18 protein-coding genes are annotated in these 16,351 nt (G+C 59.3%); 12 read left to right on the top strand and 6 right to left on the bottom strand.

The features are described 5' to 3' along the window. Positions 1-361: 361 nt before the first annotated feature. Positions 362-1,249, top strand: coding sequence for a threonine/homoserine exporter RhtA (gene rhtA, locus GVL50_RS27180; protein ID WP_159815690.1), 888 nt, complete (start codon positions 362-364; stop codon positions 1,247-1,249). A gap of 168 nt (positions 1,250-1,417) precedes the next feature. Beyond that, on the top strand, positions 1,418-1,699 hold the full coding sequence (locus GVL50_RS27175; protein ID WP_159815689.1) for a hypothetical protein: 282 nt from the start codon (positions 1,418-1,420) through the stop codon (positions 1,697-1,699). Between the two features lies 1 nt (position 1,700). Here the strand turns inward: GVL50_RS27175 and GVL50_RS27170 are convergent, their stop codons facing one another. Then, the gene (locus GVL50_RS27170) at positions 1,701-2,264 is read right to left on the bottom strand and encodes a TetR/AcrR family transcriptional regulator (RefSeq protein ID WP_159815688.1); all 564 of its coding nucleotides are present in this window, start codon (positions 2,262-2,264) and stop codon (positions 1,701-1,703) included. A 92-nt stretch (positions 2,265-2,356) separates the two neighbouring features. On the opposite strand from GVL50_RS27170, the gene GVL50_RS27165 reads away from it, so the two are divergent. Further along, positions 2,357-3,085: an SDR family oxidoreductase gene (locus GVL50_RS27165; RefSeq protein WP_159815687.1), complete on the top strand. Its 729-nt coding sequence runs from the start codon at positions 2,357-2,359 to the stop codon at positions 3,083-3,085. A 37-nt stretch (positions 3,086-3,122) separates the two neighbouring features. Beyond that, positions 3,123-3,719 carry a 2-hydroxychromene-2-carboxylate isomerase gene (locus tag GVL50_RS27160; protein WP_159815686.1) on the top strand — a complete coding sequence of 199 codons (597 nt, stop codon included), beginning with the start codon at positions 3,123-3,125 and terminating at the stop codon, positions 3,717-3,719. A gap of 49 nt (positions 3,720-3,768) precedes the next feature. On the opposite strand, the gene GVL50_RS27155 is transcribed toward GVL50_RS27160, so the two are convergent. The 4 genes from GVL50_RS27155 to GVL50_RS27140 form a co-directional block, all read right to left on the bottom strand. Further along, the gene (locus tag GVL50_RS27155; RefSeq protein ID WP_159815685.1) at positions 3,769-5,577 is read right to left on the bottom strand and encodes an aminopeptidase P family protein; all 1,809 of its coding nucleotides are present in this window, start codon (positions 5,575-5,577) and stop codon (positions 3,769-3,771) included. Between the two features lie 56 nt (positions 5,578-5,633). Then, a complete protein-coding gene (locus GVL50_RS27150; RefSeq protein WP_159815684.1) occupies positions 5,634-6,800 on the bottom strand; it encodes a cysteine desulfurase family protein in 1,167 nt (388 codons plus the stop codon). Positions 6,801-7,005: 205 nt separating this feature from the next. Beyond that, a complete protein-coding gene (locus tag GVL50_RS27145; RefSeq protein WP_053122169.1) occupies positions 7,006-7,620 on the bottom strand; it encodes a LysE family translocator in 615 nt (204 codons plus the stop codon). A gap of 101 nt (positions 7,621-7,721) precedes the next feature. Continuing rightward, a complete protein-coding gene (locus tag GVL50_RS27140; protein ID WP_053122171.1) occupies positions 7,722-7,991 on the bottom strand; it encodes a hypothetical protein in 270 nt (89 codons plus the stop codon). 391 nt (positions 7,992-8,382) lie between these two features. Between GVL50_RS27140 and msuE the strand changes: the two genes are divergently transcribed. The 4 genes from msuE (at position 8,383) to GVL50_RS27120 (ending at position 12,561) form a co-directional block, all read left to right on the top strand. Next, entirely contained in the window at positions 8,383-8,946 is a 564-nt protein-coding gene (msuE, locus tag GVL50_RS27135) for an FMN reductase (RefSeq protein ID WP_053122173.1), read from the top strand. A gap of 10 nt (positions 8,947-8,956) precedes the next feature. After that, complete coding sequence (gene ssuD / locus GVL50_RS27130; protein WP_008079343.1) at positions 8,957-10,102, top strand: FMNH2-dependent alkanesulfonate monooxygenase; 1,146 nt, start codon at positions 8,957-8,959, stop codon at positions 10,100-10,102. Between the two features lie 131 nt (positions 10,103-10,233). After that, complete coding sequence (locus GVL50_RS27125; protein WP_159815683.1) at positions 10,234-11,421, top strand: acyl-CoA dehydrogenase family protein; 1,188 nt, start codon at positions 10,234-10,236, stop codon at positions 11,419-11,421. A 36-nt stretch (positions 11,422-11,457) separates the two neighbouring features. Next, on the top strand, positions 11,458-12,561 hold the full coding sequence (locus GVL50_RS27120; protein WP_159815682.1) for a sigma-54-dependent Fis family transcriptional regulator: 1,104 nt from the start codon (positions 11,458-11,460) through the stop codon (positions 12,559-12,561). On the opposite strand, the gene GVL50_RS27115 is transcribed toward GVL50_RS27120, so the two are convergent. Next, positions 12,558-12,923: an antibiotic biosynthesis monooxygenase gene (locus tag GVL50_RS27115; RefSeq protein ID WP_053122181.1), complete on the bottom strand. Its 366-nt coding sequence runs from the start codon at positions 12,921-12,923 to the stop codon at positions 12,558-12,560. The two genes, GVL50_RS27120 and GVL50_RS27115, sit on opposite strands and share 4 nt — an antisense overlap. 92 nt (positions 12,924-13,015) lie before the next feature. Here GVL50_RS27115 and soxR point away from each other — a divergent pair, with 92 nt between their 5' ends. The 4 genes from soxR (at position 13,016) to GVL50_RS27095 (ending at position 16,263) form a co-directional block, all read left to right on the top strand. After that, a complete protein-coding gene (gene soxR, locus GVL50_RS27110) occupies positions 13,016-13,468 on the top strand; it encodes a redox-sensitive transcriptional activator SoxR (RefSeq protein WP_053122183.1) in 453 nt (150 codons plus the stop codon). 258 nt (positions 13,469-13,726) lie between these two features. Continuing rightward, the gene (locus GVL50_RS27105) at positions 13,727-14,185 is read left to right on the top strand and encodes a VOC family protein (protein ID WP_053122185.1); all 459 of its coding nucleotides are present in this window, start codon (positions 13,727-13,729) and stop codon (positions 14,183-14,185) included. 227 nt (positions 14,186-14,412) lie between these two features. Next, the gene (locus GVL50_RS27100; RefSeq protein WP_159815681.1) at positions 14,413-15,288 is read left to right on the top strand and encodes an alpha/beta fold hydrolase; all 876 of its coding nucleotides are present in this window, start codon (positions 14,413-14,415) and stop codon (positions 15,286-15,288) included. A gap of 24 nt (positions 15,289-15,312) precedes the next feature. Next, positions 15,313-16,263 (top strand): LysR substrate-binding domain-containing protein, encoded by a 951-nt coding sequence (locus GVL50_RS27095; RefSeq protein ID WP_159815680.1) that lies wholly within the window; start codon positions 15,313-15,315, stop codon positions 16,261-16,263. The last annotated feature ends 88 nt before the right edge of the window (positions 16,264-16,351 follow it).

The following is a 16,351-nucleotide window of genomic DNA, read 5'->3' as shown; positions in this document are numbered from 1 at the left end:
AATTCTTTAACAACTTCAACCACTTGCGCTTCAGATCTCTCGTCAGCGGGAGGCGAATTCTACAGCGTTACACGCTGCTGTCAACACCTCTTTTTCAACTTCCTTTTGGCTTCGATGAACTGAAGCAACCTGCTGCCGAAAACTGCGTAACTCATTGAACCTCAAGGAGTTTTCCGTTTCGACTGCGCCGGAAGTGGGGCGAATTATAGACGCATGAAATCTGCCGTCAACCCCTGATTTCATTTTTCTATCGATAAACGCAAAAAGCCTGCTTATATATAGACGCCATCGTAGCGAATGCGCAGTATATTGCCCAACAACTCAAAAATGCCTGCTATACACCCTGGATGACGCCTCCGCTATGAATGACCAACCCCGCTCGCTTGCCTCAATGCTGTTCCCGGTTGGCCTGCTATTAATAGCCATGGCATCGATCCAGTCCGGTGCCTCGCTGGCCAAAAGCATGTTCCCGGTGGTTGGCGCCCAAGGCACTACGACCCTGCGACTGATCTTCGCCAGTGTGATCATGCTTCTATTGCTGCGTCCATGGCGCGCCAAGCTGACGGCCAAGTCGCTGCGCACGGTCATTGTCTACGGCATGGCATTGGGCGGGATGAACTTCCTCTTCTATATGTCATTGCGCACAGTCCCACTGGGGATCGCCGTCGCACTGGAATTCACCGGACCACTGGCCGTCGCCATTTACGCATCACGTCGTGCTATCGATTTTCTCTGGATTGGTTTGGCGGCTGCAGGCTTGTTCCTTCTCATCCCCACAGGCGCGACTACTGCCGGCATTGATCTGGTCGGTGCGGGTTACGCATTGGGCGCCGGTGTCTGCTGGGCACTCTATATCCTCTTCGGTCAGAAGGCCGGGGCAGACAATGGCGTAACGACCGCAGCGTTGGGCGTGATGATCGCCGCCCTGTTCGTCGCGCCCATCGGCATCGTGCATGCAGGCGCTGCTTTGCTGACGCCCTCGCTGATCCCGATCGCTATCGGCGTGGCCATCCTTTCCACCGCCCTGCCCTACACCCTGGAAATGGTTGCACTCACCCGCATGCCCGCGCGCACCTTCGGCACCTTGATGAGTATCGAGCCCGCATTCGGCGCGCTATCAGGCCTGCTGTTTCTGCAGGAATACCTGACGTTGTCACAATGGATGGCGATCCTGTGCATTATTCTCGCCTCCGTCGGAGCTACCCTGACAATGGGCAGCGGCGCGAAGCCCGCCATTGCGGCCGATTGAAACAGGATTTGACGAAGGTCTGGCATTTGCCGCTTATTTAGGCCATGTTTAGTCCGTTAACTCAGTGTCAGGCATGGATTTTTTCGAATACGGACGTCAGAACGCTTCAAGCGCGATCGCATACAGGCAGACCAGAGCAACAGACTTCTGGCTGCCATAAGGACGGTAATGAAACGAATTTTGATATTGATCGCCTTACTCGCAGTTGCAGGCTGCGCGGCGACATCGGAAACCCAGGTAAAACGCGGTAAGAAGGGGCTGCACATCAACTGTTCAGGGCTGTCGTCCTCCTGGGACAAGTGCTACACCCACGCCGCCAACGCCTGTGCCCCCAAGGGCTATAAAGTCATTGCCAAATCGGGGGATGGGGTCGAAGAGCCTGGCGATTATCCTTTCGGCCTCAACCCTGCCGGCTACACCAGCCGCAGCATGATCGTGATCTGCAAATAGCTCATTGCGGTCTGGCGATCTGCCGAGCGATTTCTTCCTGACTGGACTTCAGCACTGTGCGCTGAATGTCCGGTGTAGCCAGCATACGCGCCACCACCAACGCCCCGACACATTGCGACAGCACTGACCACGCCAGACTGTCGCTCTCCAATATTTTCGCCCAACTCTCCTGCAACCGGCAGATCCACAGTTCTGCCTGTTCCCGCACTTGAATATCTGAACGGGCGATTTCCGCCCCCAGCGATGGCAAGGCGCACCCGGATTCGGGCTGCTCGACATGGGCCATGCTCAAGTAATGTTTAAGACACCGCTGCAGTCGTTCGTGATCCTGAGTGCCCTGCCCGCCCAACCGTTCCAGGCTCTGGCCCAATTCGCGCTCGACGATAGCGGTAAACAACGCATCCTTCGACGCGAAGTGACTGTAGAACGCCGCACCACTCAAGCCGATAGCCTTCATCAAACCATCGACGCCTACCGTAGAAAACCCCGAACGCTTTGCCGACAGCGAACTGCTCTGCAGCAGCTTTTCCCGGGTTTCCAGCTTGTGACTGGCGGAGTAACGCATGTGTTTGCCCTCGAAATTGACCGCCTTGACGTTGTCGGAATCCTAGCATAACGTTCGTTCACTTAACGATCGTTTAGCAAAGGGATCTACCCATGAATAACAAGAAGGTCGTGTTGGTTGTCGGAGCCGGCGATGCTACGGGCGGCGCTATTGCCAAGCGCTTTGCCAAAGAAGGATTCGTTGCCTGCGTCACACGACGCAGTGCCGACAAATTGCAGCCGCTGGTAGACGCGATTCAGGCAGACGGCGGCGAAGCACACGGTTTCGCCTGCGATGCACGTAAGGAAGAAGGCGTGATCGCGCTGATCGAAGACATCGAAACCCGCGTTGGCCCGATTGAAGCGTTCGTCTTCAACATCGGCGCCAACGTGCCGTGCAGCATCCTCGAAGAAACCGCGCGCAAATATTTCAAGATCTGGGAGATGGCTTGCTTCTCGGGTTTCCTCAATGCCCGCGAAGTGGCCAAACGCATGGTCACGCGCAATCGCGGCACGATCCTGTTCACTGGCGCTACCGCCGGGTTACGCGGAGCTTCAGGGTTTGCCGCATTCGCCGGCGCCAAACACGGTATCCGCGCACTGGCACAAAGCATGGCAAGGGAGTTGGGGCCGATGAACATCCATGTCGCCCATGTGGTGGTGGATGGTGCGATCGATACCGACTTCATTCGCAACAGTTTCCCGGAGAAATACGCCACCAAGGATCAGGATGGCATTCTCAACCCCGAGCACATCGCCGAAAACTATTGGTACCTGCACAGTCAGCCGCGCGATGCCTGGACATTCGAGCTGGATCTGCGTCCATGGAACGAACGCTGGTAAACCCGCCGCCCATAACAATAACGAGAGTGCAGCAACCATGACGAAAACCGTGGAGTTCTATTTCGACCTCGGCAGCCCTGCCACGTATCTGGCCTACAGCCAATTGCCAAACATCTGCGCAGAGACTGGCAGCGAACTGATCTATATCCCGATGCTGCTCGGCGGCGTGTTCAAGGCGACCGGCAACGCCTCCCCCGCGATGATCCCGACCAAGGGTCGCTATATGTTTCAAGATCTGGATCGCTATGCAAAACGCTACGGCGTGCCGCTAAAATTCAACCCGCACTTCCCTATCAACACGTTGATGCTGATGCGCGCCGTCACGGGCATCCAACTACGTCAGCCGGAACGCTTCCAAGCGTTTATCGATTGTCTGTTCACAGCGCTTTGGGTCGATGGCCGCAGCATGGACGAACCGCAAACCGTCGCAGCGGTATTGAGTGAACACGGTTTCGATCCGCAGGAAGTACTGGCGCTGACCAATGACGAATCCGTCAAAACTGTGTTGAAAGAGAATACTGAGACTGCAGTTAAACGCGGCGTGTTTGGCGCACCGAGCATGTTCGTCGGCAACCAGTTGTTCTTTGGTCAGGATCGACTCGACTTCGTCGAAGAGGCATTGCGCCAGATCTAGTTCGAAGCCATCACTCGGGCGCTGGCGACAGCGCCCGAGCGTCAATCGTTTAGATGGCAGCAGTACGCGTGTTCAACCACTCCAGCGCAGCATCTTCCAGCAACGGGCTCAAACGCTCACGCACTTCAGCGTGATAGGCGTTGAACCACTGTTTCTCTTCCTGAGTCAGCAGCGCCGGCACCAGGCAGCGAGTGTCGATCGGGCACAGGGTCAAGGTTTCAAACTTGAGGAATTCGCCGAATTCACTGCTACCCGCCTCGCGATTCATCGCCAGGTTCTCGATGCGCACCCCCCAACGACCCGGACGATAGGTACCCGGCTCGATCGAGGTGATCATGCCCGGCAACATCGCGGTTTGCGGTGCTGGCGCGGCTTGGTAGGCAATCACCTGCGGGCCTTCGTGAACGTTGAGGAAATAGCCAACGCCGTGACCGGTGCCGTGACCGTAATCGACGCTCTCAGCCCAGATCGGCGCGCGGGCGATGGCGTCGAGCAGCGGCGACAGAATGCCTTTCGGGAACTGCGCTCGCGACAGTGCAATCACGCCTTTGAGCACGCGCGTGCAGTCGCGTTTCTGCTCTTCGGTTGGCGTACCGACAGGCACCATCCGCGTGATGTCCGTGGTACCGCCGAGGTACTGACCACCCGAGTCGATCAGCAGCAGACCATCGCCCTCGATTACCGCGTGCTCTTCTTCGGTCGCGTGATAGTGCGGCATCGCGCCATTGGCGTTGAACGCGGCAATGGTGTTGAAACTCAGCGAGACATAATCCGGACGACGTTCACGGGCAGCGGTGAGTTTCTCGTCGATGGTCAACTCGGTAATCCGCTCACGACCCCAGGCCGATTCCAGCCAGGCGAAGAATTCGCACAGCGCTGCACCGTCCTGCTCCATCGCTTGGCGGATGTGCTGAGCATCGGCTTCACTTTTCTGCGACTTGGCCAGCGTTGTCGGGTTGAGACCTTCGACGAGTGTCACGCCGCTGTCGAGGTTTTCCAGCAGTCCGCTGGTGACCCGCGCCGGATCCACCAGCACACTCGAACCACTCGGCACGGCGCGCAAGGCTTCAGCGACTTCACTGTAGTCACGCAGGGTGACGCCATCGGCTTCCAGCACGGCGCGTAAATCCGCATCGACCTTGCTCAGCGCCACGAACAACGTGGCTTGCTGTTGATTGATCAACGCAAAGGACACAAACACCGGGTTGAACGACACGTCGCCGCCGCGCAGGTTGAACAGCCAGGCGATATCGTCGAGGGTGGCGATGAAGTGCCAATCAGCGCCGCGTGCCTGCAAGGTTTCGCGCAGTTTGGCGAGTTTCTCGCCTCGGCTGACGGTCGCCTGTGGCGGCAGATGCTGATAGATCGCTGCATTCGGTAGCGTCGGGCGATCGCTCCAGACTTCCTGCAACAAATCGATGTCGGTACGCAAACGCGCGCCACGCGCTTCGAGTTTGCTGCTCAACGTGCGCGCCGAGGCCACAGCCATTACTGCGCCATCGACGGCGACCACGCCACCTTCCGGCGTTTGCTCAGCCAGCCAGTCCAGCGGACTCGGTTGACCCGGCTGCAACTTGACCAGTTCGATGCCGCTGCCGTTGAGTTCTTTAGTTGCCTGTTCCCAGTAACGGCTGTCGGCCCAGACGCCGGCGAAATCGTTGGTGACAATCAAAGTGCCCACCGAACCGTGGAAACCCGACAGCCACTGCCGGCCCTGCCAGTAACCCGGCAGATATTCCGACAGATGCGGGTCGGCAGACGGCACCAAGAGTGCGTGAATGCCTTCGCGACGCATCAGCTCGCGGGTGTGCGCCAAGCGCTGGGGCACCGATCCTTCGGTCAAGGTCTGGGTACTCATCATGTCTCCTGCTAATCACTTCATCGTTATTGTTCGTAGCCGTTAGGTCGGCTGGTTTACAGCCCTGTCGCCCAGAATGCCGGAGCACTGGCGCAGGCGGTCTTGATCAGTTCGCAAGCCTTGTCAATATCGTCGGCGGTGGTGAAACGGCCGAGGCTCAGGCGAATGGTGCGCCCGGCCAGGTGCGCGTCATGCCCCAGTGCCAACAGCACGTGAGACGGTGCGTTACTGGCGGAGTTACACGCTGAGGTCGCGGAAAACGCGATCGAATGGCTCAACGCGGCGCTGTTGAATTCGCCTTCGCTGAACGTCAAGCTCAAGGTGTGCGGAATGCGCTGACTGGCGCTGCCATTGAGGCGCACGCCGGGCAGGCTCAGCAATTGTTTGAGCAGACGCTCGCGCAACGCGACGATCGTGCTCTTCTCTTCGTCAAATGCGGCAGCCGCCAGTGCGAACGCCGAGCCCATTCCGGCGATCTGATGAGTTGCCAGCGTCCCGGAACGCAAGCCACCTTCGTGGCCGCCACCGTGAATTTGTGCCTGCAGCTTTTGCTGTGCCCGTGGGCCGACATACAACGCGCCGATGCCCTTGGGGCCATAGAGTTTGTGCGCCGAAAACGACATCAGGTCGACCGGCCACTGCGCCAGATCGATCGCCACTTTGCCGGCACCTTGCGCCGCATCGACGTGAAACAGCGCTTCACGGTTGCGCACGATTTCGCCAATCGCTTGCACGTCGTTGACGGTGCCCAACTCATTGTTGACCAGCATCAGCGACACCAGAAAGGTGTCCTCGCGCAGTGCTTCACTGACCGCTTGCGGCGTGATCAGGCCATCGGCGTCCGGCACCAGATAGGTCACGGCGATGCCGGCGTCCTGCAATTGGCGGGCGGTATCGAGGATGGCTTTGTGTTCGATCTGACTGGTGATGATGTGCCCGCCGGACACGCCGCGCGCCTGCGCCACGCCTTTAAGGGCGAGGTTATTGGACTCGGTGGCACCAGACGTCCAGACAATCTGTTCGGCTTGAGCGCCCACCAGTTCGGCGACTTGCCGGCGTGCCTGCTCGACCGTGTGCCGGGCCTGCTGGCCGAAGGCGTGGGAGCTGGAAGCCGGGTTACCGAAGTTACCGTGAAACCCCAGACATTCGATCATCACCTGGATGACCCGCTCGTCCACCGGGGTGGTGGCGGCGTAATCGAAATACAACGGACGTGTGTTCATAAAAGACTCGCAGAGCGTGTTCCGGGATCAGGAGGCTCGTGTCTGCAAACGGCACTGCGCAGCCTTGTGAGCTGCGCGTCGGTTCGAGAGCGTCATCAATACCTGATCGGATGCCGTTAAAGAAGAACAACTTCATTTAAAAGTGCGTAGGAACGCTCCTGAAGCGAGCTTAACAGGCATCGGGCCGCGGGTTGAAGGCTATGCGTCAGTGAAAGCTTTCGAGAAGTAACGGGTACAGCGAAATCACCAGCAGCGCGGCCATGCCCCAGTTGAACACGCGCAACCAGCGCGGATCTTTCAACACATTGCGTAACAGCGTGCCGCAGGCAGCCCAGACGCCGACACTCGGCAGGTTGATGATGGCGAAAACGGCGGCAATCACCACGACATTGGTGAAATAACCCTGCATCGGCGTGTAGGTGCTGATTGCGCCGATGGCCATGATCCACGCCTTTGGATTGACCCACTGAAACGCCGCAGCGCCGAGGTAACTGATCGGTTTGGCCTCGCCCTGAACGTTGTCGCCAACCGGCCCCGAGTGAGCGATTTTCCACGCCAGATACAGCAAATACGCCGCGCCGACGTAGCGCAGGATCGTATAAAGAATGGGATAGGTCTGAAACACCGCGCCGAGCCCAAAACCGACCGCCACCACCAAGACGAAAAATCCGCAGGTAATGCCTAGCATGTGTGGAATGGTGCGGTTAAAGCCGAAGTTCACGCCCGATGCCAGCAACATGGTGTTGTTCGGCCCCGGTGTAATTGAGGTGACAAGGGCAAACAGGGCAAAGCCCAGCAGCAGATCAAGCGAGAGGGTCATGGTGGGCAATCCGTCAGGGTCATTCAGGTGTTGACCCTATCTCACGCCACCGCGCAAACCCACGGACAGTTGAGTAAAACTTCCAGCAGTACAGTTTGTTATCAGCTAGGGCGACCGTGCAGCTGTACAGCTCGCTCGGCGCTCATCTCACCTTGTTTATCGAAGCCGAAAGTCTTCTGTGGCTGGCCGAGCAGTTGGGCTTTTTTCGCGTGGTATTCGTCGAAGGACAAACCACTGCGGTTCAGCGCTTCCATCGCCAGTTCGCGGGATTCTTCTGCGCTGTAAGGGCGCAATTCTGGCGAAACGTGACCGGCACAACCGGCAAGTACGGAGACAGCGAGCAGCAGCGAAACAGTCAGTAAATGATTCATGGGAGCGTCCTGGCGAGCAGTGGTAGTCGATGGACAAAGGCTACGCCCGAGCCCGTTCGCGCAGAAATCAACGCTCTCAATAGTGGCTATCAGGATTTTCGCAGAGCCTTAGACATATTCGTTAACGATCTATAAATATCGATTAACGGTCTTTTGCGGAATAACAACTAGCCTTTATAACTTCTCCCCATAGGCGCTTCAGTGTTGCTCCAGCAACTGTTGCTCAGGCAACAGCCGTTCAACAAAGCCACCTCATATTCGTACAAACGGCCGCGAGCAAAACACTCAAAGCCCCGCCACACCGGGCCTCCAGGAATTGGTACAGCGTTTGCTCAAGCCCAGTGACTTAGCCACTGCTCGCTGAGCAACTGTTGAAAACAAGGAATTGATCATGTCGCGTCCTCTGAAAGTCGTCGCCCTCTCCGGCGGAACCTGGCGTCCCTCGCGTACGTTGGTGCTGACCCAGGCCTTGCTGGCCGAACTCGCCGGGCATTTGCCGATCGACAGCCATCTGATCGAACTCGGTGACATTGCCCGTCCGCTCGGCGGTGCCCTCTCGCGTCAGGAGCTGAGCGCCGAAGTCGAGGCCGAGCTGCAAGCCATCGAACAAGCGGATTTGCTGATTGTTGCAGCGCCGGTTTATCGCGGTTCTTACCCGGGGCTGCTCAAGCATTTGTTCGACCTGATCGACCTCAATGCGCTGATCGATACCCCGGTGCTGCTCGCTGCCACCGGTGGCAGCGAACGGCATGCGCTGGTGCTTGATCACCAATTGCGCCCGCTGTTCAGTTTCTTCCAGGCCGTGACCTTGCCGATTGGTGTGTACGCCACCGAGGCCGATTTCGCCGACTACCAGATCACCAGCGAGCCGCTAAAAGCGCGCATCCGCCTGGCCGCCGAACGCGCTGCGCCGCTGTTCGCCACGCAAATCAAACCGTTGCTGAAGATCGCTTAAGGAGCAGTTCATGGATGTTTTCTGGTTCCTGCCGACCCACGGCGACGGCCACTATCTGGGCACCACCCAAGGTGCGCGCCCGGTCACGCTCAACTATTTGAAACAAGTCGCGCAAGCCGCTGACAGCCTCGGTTATCACGGTGTGTTGATCCCGACCGGGCGTTCCTGCGAGGACTCGTGGGTGATCGCCTCGGCACTGGTGCCGTTGACCGAACGCCTGCGTTACCTGGTGGCGATTCGACCGGGGATCATCTCGCCGACCGTATCGGCACGGATGGCGGCGACGCTGGATCGATTGTCCAACGGCCGCTTGTTGATCAACGTGGTGACCGGCGGCGACCCGGATGAAAACCGTGGCGACGGCAGCTTTCTCAGCCACAGCGAACGCTACGAAGTGACTGATGAATTCCTGAAAATCTGGCGCCGCGTGCTGCAAGGCGAATCGGTGGATTTCGAGGGCAAGCACCTGAAAGTGCAGAACGCCAAAGCGCTCTACCCGCCGGTGCAGAAACCTTATCCACCGCTGTACTTCGGCGGTTCCTCCGACGCGGCGCATGATCTGGCCGCCGAGCAGGTCGATGTCTATCTGACCTGGGGCGAACCTCCGGCGGCCGTCGCGGAAAAACTTGCCGATGTGCGCGAACGCGCGGCGCGCCACGGTCGCACGGTGAAGTTCGGTATTCGTCTGCACGTGATCGTCCGCGAGACCGCCGAAGAGGCGTGGAAAGCCGCCGACAAACTGATCGAGCACATCAGTGACGAAACAATAGAGGCGGCGCAGAAGTCCTTTTCGCGGTTTGACTCCGAAGGCCAGCGGCGCATGGCGGCGTTGCACGATGGCCGGCGCGACAACCTGGAAATCGCCCCGAACCTGTGGGCCGGTGTCGGTCTGGTGCGCGGTGGCGCGGGGACGGCGCTGGTTGGCGATCCGCAACAAGTGGCAGCGCGGATCAAGGAGTACGCGGATCTGGGCATCGAGAGTTTCATTTTCTCCGGTTATCCGCATCTGGAAGAGGCTTACCGCTTTGCCGAGTTGGTGTTCCCACTGCTGCCCGAGCCGTACGCGAGCCTGGCCGGGCGTGGCGTGACCAACCTTACCGGGCCGTTTGGCGAAATGATTGCCAATGATGTGCTGCCCACCAAAGCCACTGCCTGAACCGAATTCCCTGTGGGAGCGGGCTTGCTCGCGAAGGCGTCGTGTCAGTCACCATTTATATCGATGACCCAGCGCATTCGCGAGCAAGCCCGCTCCCACAGGGGGATTGCGTAGATTTTGAGGAACACCGTGTGACCGCCAAACCGCAAAGTACCCTGTTATCCCCGCTGCAAACCGCCCGCCAACTGGCTGCCGAGTTTGCCCTCACCGCCGTCGAACGCGACGAGCGCGGTGGTACGCCGAAAGCCGAGCGCGATGCTCTGCGCGACAGCGGCCTGCTGGCCCTGAGCATTCCCACCCGCTATGGGGGCCTCGGCGCGACGTGGAGTGAAACCCTGCAGATCGTCCGCGAGTTCGCCAAGGTCGACAGCTCTATCGCTCACGTCTTCGGCTTTCATCATCTGATGCTCGCTACCGTGCGCCTGTTCTCGCGACCGGAACAATGGCAGCCGTGGTTCGAACAGACCGCGCGGCAGAACTGGTTCTGGGGCAACGCGCTGAACCCGCTCGACACCCGCACCGTGGTCAAAAACCTTGGTGGCTGGCGTGAGTTTTCCGGGAAGAAAAGCTTCTGCTCCGGCGCCAGTGATTCGCAGATGCTGATTGCCTCGGCGGTCGATGAAAGTGCGGGCGGCAAGTTGCTGATCGCGGCGATTCCCAGCGGCCGCAGCGGCATCACTTTGCACAACGACTGGAACAATATCGGCCAGCGTCAGACCGACAGCGGCAGCGCGACATTTGAACGGGTGCGTGTCGAAGAGTCGGAACTGCTGCTTGATCCGGGCCCGCTGAGCACGCCGTTCGCCTGCTTGCGACCACTGATCGCGCAGCTGACTTTCACGCATATGTTTCTCGGGATTGCCGAAGGCGCTTTCGAAGAAGCGCGGCAGTACACCCTCAAGGAAACCCGGCTCTGGCACAGATCCTCGGCGCGCGAAGTCAGCGAAGACCCGTACGTGCTCGCGCATTTCGGCGAGTTCTGGGTGGCCCTCGAAGGCATTCGTTTATTGGTCGAACGCGCGGCGGCGTTGCTGGATGAAGCGTGGGCGAAAGGCGCAAACCTCAGCGCCGAAGAACGCGGGCATGTCGCCACGGCGATTGCCACCGCCAAAGTCGCGGCCAGCCGTCAGGGTCTGGAGATTTGCAGCCGTCTGTTCGAAGTCACCGGCGCGCGCTCGACCCACGCCTCGCTGCGTCTCGATCGGCACTGGCGCAACTTGCGCACGCAAACCCTGCACGACCCGCTGGATTACAAACTCCATGAACTGGGCGACTGGGCGCTGAACCAGTCGCTGCCGGTGCCGACTTTCTATTCCTGACCTGTCTGCATTTGAACTAAAAAGAAGGACGAGCCCATGCAACTGCTGACCTTACCGCCCTCACCCGCGCTGGCCACGTCGATCCGTGCCACCGCGCAGGTGTTCGAAGATCCGAAGTCCCAAGCCCTGCTCGCGCATTTGCAACAGGTTGCACCGAGCGAGGCCAGCGTGCTGATCATCGGCGAGACCGGTACCGGCAAGGAGTTGGTGGCGCGGCATATTCACAACCTGAGCAACCGTCGCCATCGGCCGTTTATCGCGGTCAATTGCGGCGCGTTTTCCGAGTCGCTGGTCGAGGCCGAATTGTTTGGTCATGAAAAAGGCGCGTTCACCGGCGCCTTGAGCGCCAAGGCTGGCTGGTTCGAAGAGGCGGACGGCGGCACCTTGTTTCTCGATGAGATCGGCGATCTGCCGATGGCGATTCAGGTCAAGTTGTTGCGCGTGTTGCAGGAGCGCGAAGTGGTGCGGCTCGGTTCGCGTAAAAGCATTCCGATCGATGTGCGGGTTTTGGCCGCGACCAACGTGCAACTGGAAAAAGCCATCAATGCCGGCAATTTCCGTGAGGATCTGTATTACCGCCTCAACGTGGTCAATCTGGAACTGAGTCCATTGCGTGATCGCCCTGGCGACATCCTGCCGCTGACCCGGCATTTCATTGAGGCGTACAGTCAGCGTCTCGGTTACGGGCGAGTCAGCATCAGCCCCGGCGCCGAGCACAAACTGCGCGGCTACAGTTGGCCGGGCAACATCCGCGAACTGGAAAACGTCATCCATCACACCTTGTTGATCTGCCGTAACGGCGTGATCGAACGCGATGATTTGCGCCTGTCCAATCTGCGCATCGAGCGCCCGGACGATCATCACAACAGCGCTGACGACTCACCGGAAGCGTTGCTGGAGCAGGCCTTCCAAAAACTCTTCGCGCAACAGGCCGGCGCCCTCCACGAAAAAGTCGAAGACGCGTTGCTGCGCGCGGCTTACCGCTTCTGCCACTACAACCAAGTGCACACCGCCGCCCTGCTCGGCCTGAGCCGCAACGTCACGCGCACACGGTTGATCAAGATCGGTGAGTTAGCAGTGAACAAGCGCCGTGCGCCGACCAATCTGCACGGCGAACGCCTGCTTCAACTGTCGATCTAGCCGACCAGATTGCAGTGCAGCGCATCGTCGTGACTGCGGGCGATGCTGCTGAGCACCTGAAAGGAATTGAAGGTGATGGTTTTCGCTTGATGCGTGTGGATCAACTGCCAAAAGTCCTGCTCGCCGCTCTCGAAACTGCGAAACGCCGCCTCCCCCGCTTCGCGGGTCTGCCATTGCAGAAAACTCAATACGCGCCGGCCATCGTCGCTGGCCTGCACGCTGGCACTGACAAATCCCGCGTAGCGCTGGGCCAGACGTTCAGTCTGTACCGACAGCGCATTGACCAATGCCGGCTGCTGACGTGGTTCGATTTCGAATTCGATCAACTGGGTGAAACTGCGATTTTTCGCTGTTGCTTGCATGAAAGTCCCCACTTGGCTGTAAGGCGAATCTTGCGACTCGAAGGCCTGCAGGGTAAAACCTCTAGTTAAGTCAAGGTCAAGAGCTGTTTTCAATGATCAGCAAAGAACATGTGCACAAACAGCTAACGGTTGGCGAAGTCGCGGCGCGCAGTGGCGTGGCGGTGACGGCGCTGCACTTCTATGAATCGAAGGGACTGATCAAGAGCCAGCGTAATGCCGGCAATCAGCGGCGCTATCCGCGTGAGGTGCTGCGGCGGGTGGCGTTGATCAAGGTCGCGCAACGGCTGGGGATTCCGTTGGCGGAGATTGGCGAAGCGCTGAAGATTTTGCCGGATGACCGTGCGCCGACGGCGGCGGATTGGCGGGTGTTGTCCGAGCAGTGGCGGCGGGAACTGGATGAACGGATCGAGCAATTGACGCTACTGCGGGATCGTTTGAATGGCTGTATTGGCTGTGGCTGCCTTTCAATGGAGGCCTGCCCGCTGCGCAATCAGGGCGATGTGCTCGGTGAACAGGGCCCTGGCCCGCACTTCCCTAAAGACTGATGGAAAACCCTGTGGCGAGGGGATTTATCCCCGTTGGGCTGCGAAGCAGCCCCAAAACCTGCATCCCTATTCCTTCAGATATACCTCATTGACTGACTTAGGGTCTGCTTCGCAGCCCAACGGGGATAAATCCCCTCGCCACAGGGAGGTGGGTGCCTTCGGCCAATTTGGGTGCTGCTCGTCGGGCAAAAGTCTGGTGTGCGCGGACAGTTCTATAGTGATTCTTCACCTCGCAAAACAACAATCAGGGAGAAGGTCATGAGCGTCAAACCCATTCCCGAGGGGTATCACAGCATCACCCCGTACCTCGGCATTCACAAAGCCGCCGAGGCCATCGAGTTCTACAAAAAAGCGTTTGGTGCCACCGAAGTCATGCGCCTGTCCATGCCCGACGGCGGCATTGGCCACGCCGAACTGCGCATCGGTGACAGCGCGATCATGCTCGGCTCGCCGTGCGATCAAGGGCCGTTGAGCAATCCGGATCAAGCGGTGTCGGTTGGTTTGCATCTGTATGTGACGGATGTCGACAAGTCATTTCAGCGAGCGCTGGATGCCGGGGCGACATCGGTGTCGGAGGTCAAAGATCAGTTTTACGGCGATCGCAGCGGGACGTTGAAGGATCCGTACGGGCATCTGTGGTTTCTGGCCTCGCGCAAGGAGGATTTGACTGAGGAGCAGATCAGGCAGCGGGCGATGGAGATGTTTGGCCAGGGTTAGATTATTTGTTGTCTGGATCGGCGCCTTCGCGAGCAAGCCCGCTCCCACAGTGGAATGCGTTCCAAAATGTGGGAGCGGGCTTGCTCGCGAAGAGGCCGGTACATCCAACACAAAAAAACCTCACGAACACACTTCATGAACCCGCCCATCACGCTTTGCGCCTTGCCCCAAACCCCGGACGCTTTCAGGATGCAGGCCACAAGAAACCTGAAACAAGGATCAGCCCGATGTTTGCCGGATTCCTCAAAGACCAGCGCCACGTCAACGGCATCGACATTGCCTGCCGCGTCGGCGGCAGCGGGCCGGGCCTGTTGCTGTTGCACGGCCATCCGCAGACCCATGTGATCTGGCACAAGATTGCCGAACAACTGGCCGAACATTTCACCGTGGTCGCCGCCGACCTGCGCGGTTACGGCGACAGCAGTCGCCCCGATGCTGACGAGTTGCACCTCAGCTACTCGAAACGCGAAATGGCCCGCGACAACGTCGAATTGATGCAAGCGCTGGGCTTCGAGCAATTCTCGATCCTCGCCCACGACCGTGGCGCGCGCGTCGCTCATCGCCTCGCCCTCGACCACCCCGCCGCCGTGCAACGCATGATGCTGCTGGACATCGCCCCGACCCTGGCGATGTACACCCAAACCAACGAAGCCTTCGCCCGCGCCTACTGGCACTGGTTCTTCCTGATTCGCCCGGCGCCGCTGCCGGAAACGCTGATCGAAGCCAACCCGGAAGGTTATCTGCGCAGCGTGATGGGCAGTCGCAGCGCCGGCCTCAAACCGTTCACCGACGAAGCCTTCAGCGAATACCGCCGCTGCCTGCAACAACCCGGCAGCGCACGCGGCATCTGCGAAGATTACCGCGCCAGCGCCGGCATCGATCTGGAACACGACCGCGCCGACATCGCCGCCCATCATCATTTGGGTTTGCCGCTGCGGGTGCTGTGGGGCGCCGAAGGCACCGTCGGCCGCTGTTTCGATCCGCTCAAGGAATGGCAGCAAGTGGCGACGAACGTTACCGGCCAGGCCCTGCCCGCCGGCCATTACATCGCCGAAGAAGTCCCCGGACTGTTGCTTGCAGAAGCGCTGGCCTTCCTGCGCTGAACAGAGCCTGTAAATCGCGGTGCTATGCTGGCGGCTTCTGCCGCCAGCGTGCGTTTTGACATGTCCCAGAAGAAAGACTCCGTGCCCCTGCCCGAAGACCTGCGTGTGCTGCTCACCGTGATCCGCAAAAACGGCTTTGCCGCCGCGGCCGATGAGTTGGGCCTGTCGCCCGCCTACGTCAGCAAACGCATCCAGATTCTCGAAACCACCCTTGGCACACGCCTGCTGCATCGCACCAGTCGGCGCGTCTCGCTGACCGAGGATGGCGAGCGTGTGCAGCGCTGGGCGTTGCGCATTCTTGATGACTTCCAGCAACTGCACGACGAACTTTCCGACGCCCACGACAGCCCGCGTGGGCGTTTGCACCTCTGCAGCAGTTTCGGTTTCGGTCGCAATCACGTGGCGCCAGCGGTGTCGTTGTTGGCCGAGCGCTACCCGGAACTGCAGATTCGTCTCGACCTGTTTGATCGGGTGGTGGACATCATCAACGAAGGTTTCGACCTGGAGATCCGCGTCGGCGACGACATTCCCGGGCAGCACATCGGTCGACGTCTGGTGAGCAATCGACGCGTGCTGTGCGCGGCGCCGAATTATCTGCAACGACGTGGCACGCCGCTGACGCTGGAGGACTTGCAGCAACACGACTGTCTGGTGATCAAGGAACGCGACAACGCCTTCGGCATCTGGAATCTGGATCGCGAGGGCGGGCAGGAAAGTGTGCGGGTCAGCGGGCCGTTGTCGTCGAACAATGGCGAGATCGTTCTGCAATGGGCGCTGGATGGGCGTGGGGTGTTGCTGCGTTCACTGTGGGATGTGAAACCGTTGCTGGAGCAAGGGTTGCTGGTGCAGGTGCTGGAGGATTACGGGCAGAGCGCGAATGTCTGGGCGGTGTACCCGACACGGTTGGCGAATTCGGGGAAATTAAGGGCGTGTGTGGAATTCTTGCAAGAACACTTCAAAAGTCTGTCGCTATAACCAACTCACCACAAAACCCCTGTGGGAGCGGGCTTGCTCGCGAAAGCGGTGCGTCAGTCACCATCATCGCTGACGGACACACCGCTTT

Source organism: Pseudomonas sp. 18058 (assembly GCF_902706155.1).
Taxonomy (GTDB): domain Bacteria; phylum Pseudomonadota; class Gammaproteobacteria; order Pseudomonadales; family Pseudomonadaceae; genus Aquipseudomonas; species Aquipseudomonas rustica.
Note: the sequence above shows the minus strand (reverse complement) of the source record. Positions and strands in the feature narration are given on the sequence as shown.

What these genes read in the sequence shown, in the direction of transcription:
- rhtA (WP_159815690.1), top strand. Translation starts at nt 362, where the DNA reads ATGAATGACCAACCCCGCTCGCTTGCCTCAATGCTGTTCCCGGTTGGC.
- GVL50_RS27175 (WP_159815689.1), top strand. Translation starts at nt 1,418, where the DNA reads ATGAAACGAATTTTGATATTGATCGCCTTACTCGCAGTTGCAGGCTGC.
- GVL50_RS27170 (WP_159815688.1), bottom strand. Translation starts at nt 2,264, where the DNA reads ATGCGTTACTCCGCCAGTCACAAGCTGGAAACCCGGGAAAAGCTGCTG.
- GVL50_RS27165 (WP_159815687.1), top strand. Translation starts at nt 2,357, where the DNA reads ATGAATAACAAGAAGGTCGTGTTGGTTGTCGGAGCCGGCGATGCTACG.
- GVL50_RS27160 (WP_159815686.1), top strand. Translation starts at nt 3,123, where the DNA reads ATGACGAAAACCGTGGAGTTCTATTTCGACCTCGGCAGCCCTGCCACG.
- GVL50_RS27155 (WP_159815685.1), bottom strand. Translation starts at nt 5,577, where the DNA reads ATGAGTACCCAGACCTTGACCGAAGGATCGGTGCCCCAGCGCTTGGCG.
- GVL50_RS27150 (WP_159815684.1), bottom strand. Translation starts at nt 6,800, where the DNA reads ATGAACACACGTCCGTTGTATTTCGATTACGCCGCCACCACCCCGGTG.
- GVL50_RS27145 (WP_053122169.1), bottom strand. Translation starts at nt 7,620, where the DNA reads ATGACCCTCTCGCTTGATCTGCTGCTGGGCTTTGCCCTGTTTGCCCTT.
- GVL50_RS27140 (WP_053122171.1), bottom strand. Translation starts at nt 7,991, where the DNA reads ATGAATCATTTACTGACTGTTTCGCTGCTGCTCGCTGTCTCCGTACTT.
- msuE (WP_053122173.1), top strand. Translation starts at nt 8,383, where the DNA reads ATGTCGCGTCCTCTGAAAGTCGTCGCCCTCTCCGGCGGAACCTGGCGT.
- ssuD (WP_008079343.1), top strand. Translation starts at nt 8,957, where the DNA reads ATGGATGTTTTCTGGTTCCTGCCGACCCACGGCGACGGCCACTATCTG.
- GVL50_RS27120 (WP_159815682.1), top strand. Translation starts at nt 11,458, where the DNA reads ATGCAACTGCTGACCTTACCGCCCTCACCCGCGCTGGCCACGTCGATC.
- GVL50_RS27115 (WP_053122181.1), bottom strand. Translation starts at nt 12,923, where the DNA reads ATGCAAGCAACAGCGAAAAATCGCAGTTTCACCCAGTTGATCGAATTC.
- soxR (WP_053122183.1), top strand. Translation starts at nt 13,016, where the DNA reads ATGATCAGCAAAGAACATGTGCACAAACAGCTAACGGTTGGCGAAGTC.
- GVL50_RS27105 (WP_053122185.1), top strand. Translation starts at nt 13,727, where the DNA reads ATGAGCGTCAAACCCATTCCCGAGGGGTATCACAGCATCACCCCGTAC.
- GVL50_RS27100 (WP_159815681.1), top strand. Translation starts at nt 14,413, where the DNA reads ATGTTTGCCGGATTCCTCAAAGACCAGCGCCACGTCAACGGCATCGAC.
- GVL50_RS27095 (WP_159815680.1), top strand. Translation starts at nt 15,313, where the DNA reads ATGCTGGCGGCTTCTGCCGCCAGCGTGCGTTTTGACATGTCCCAGAAG.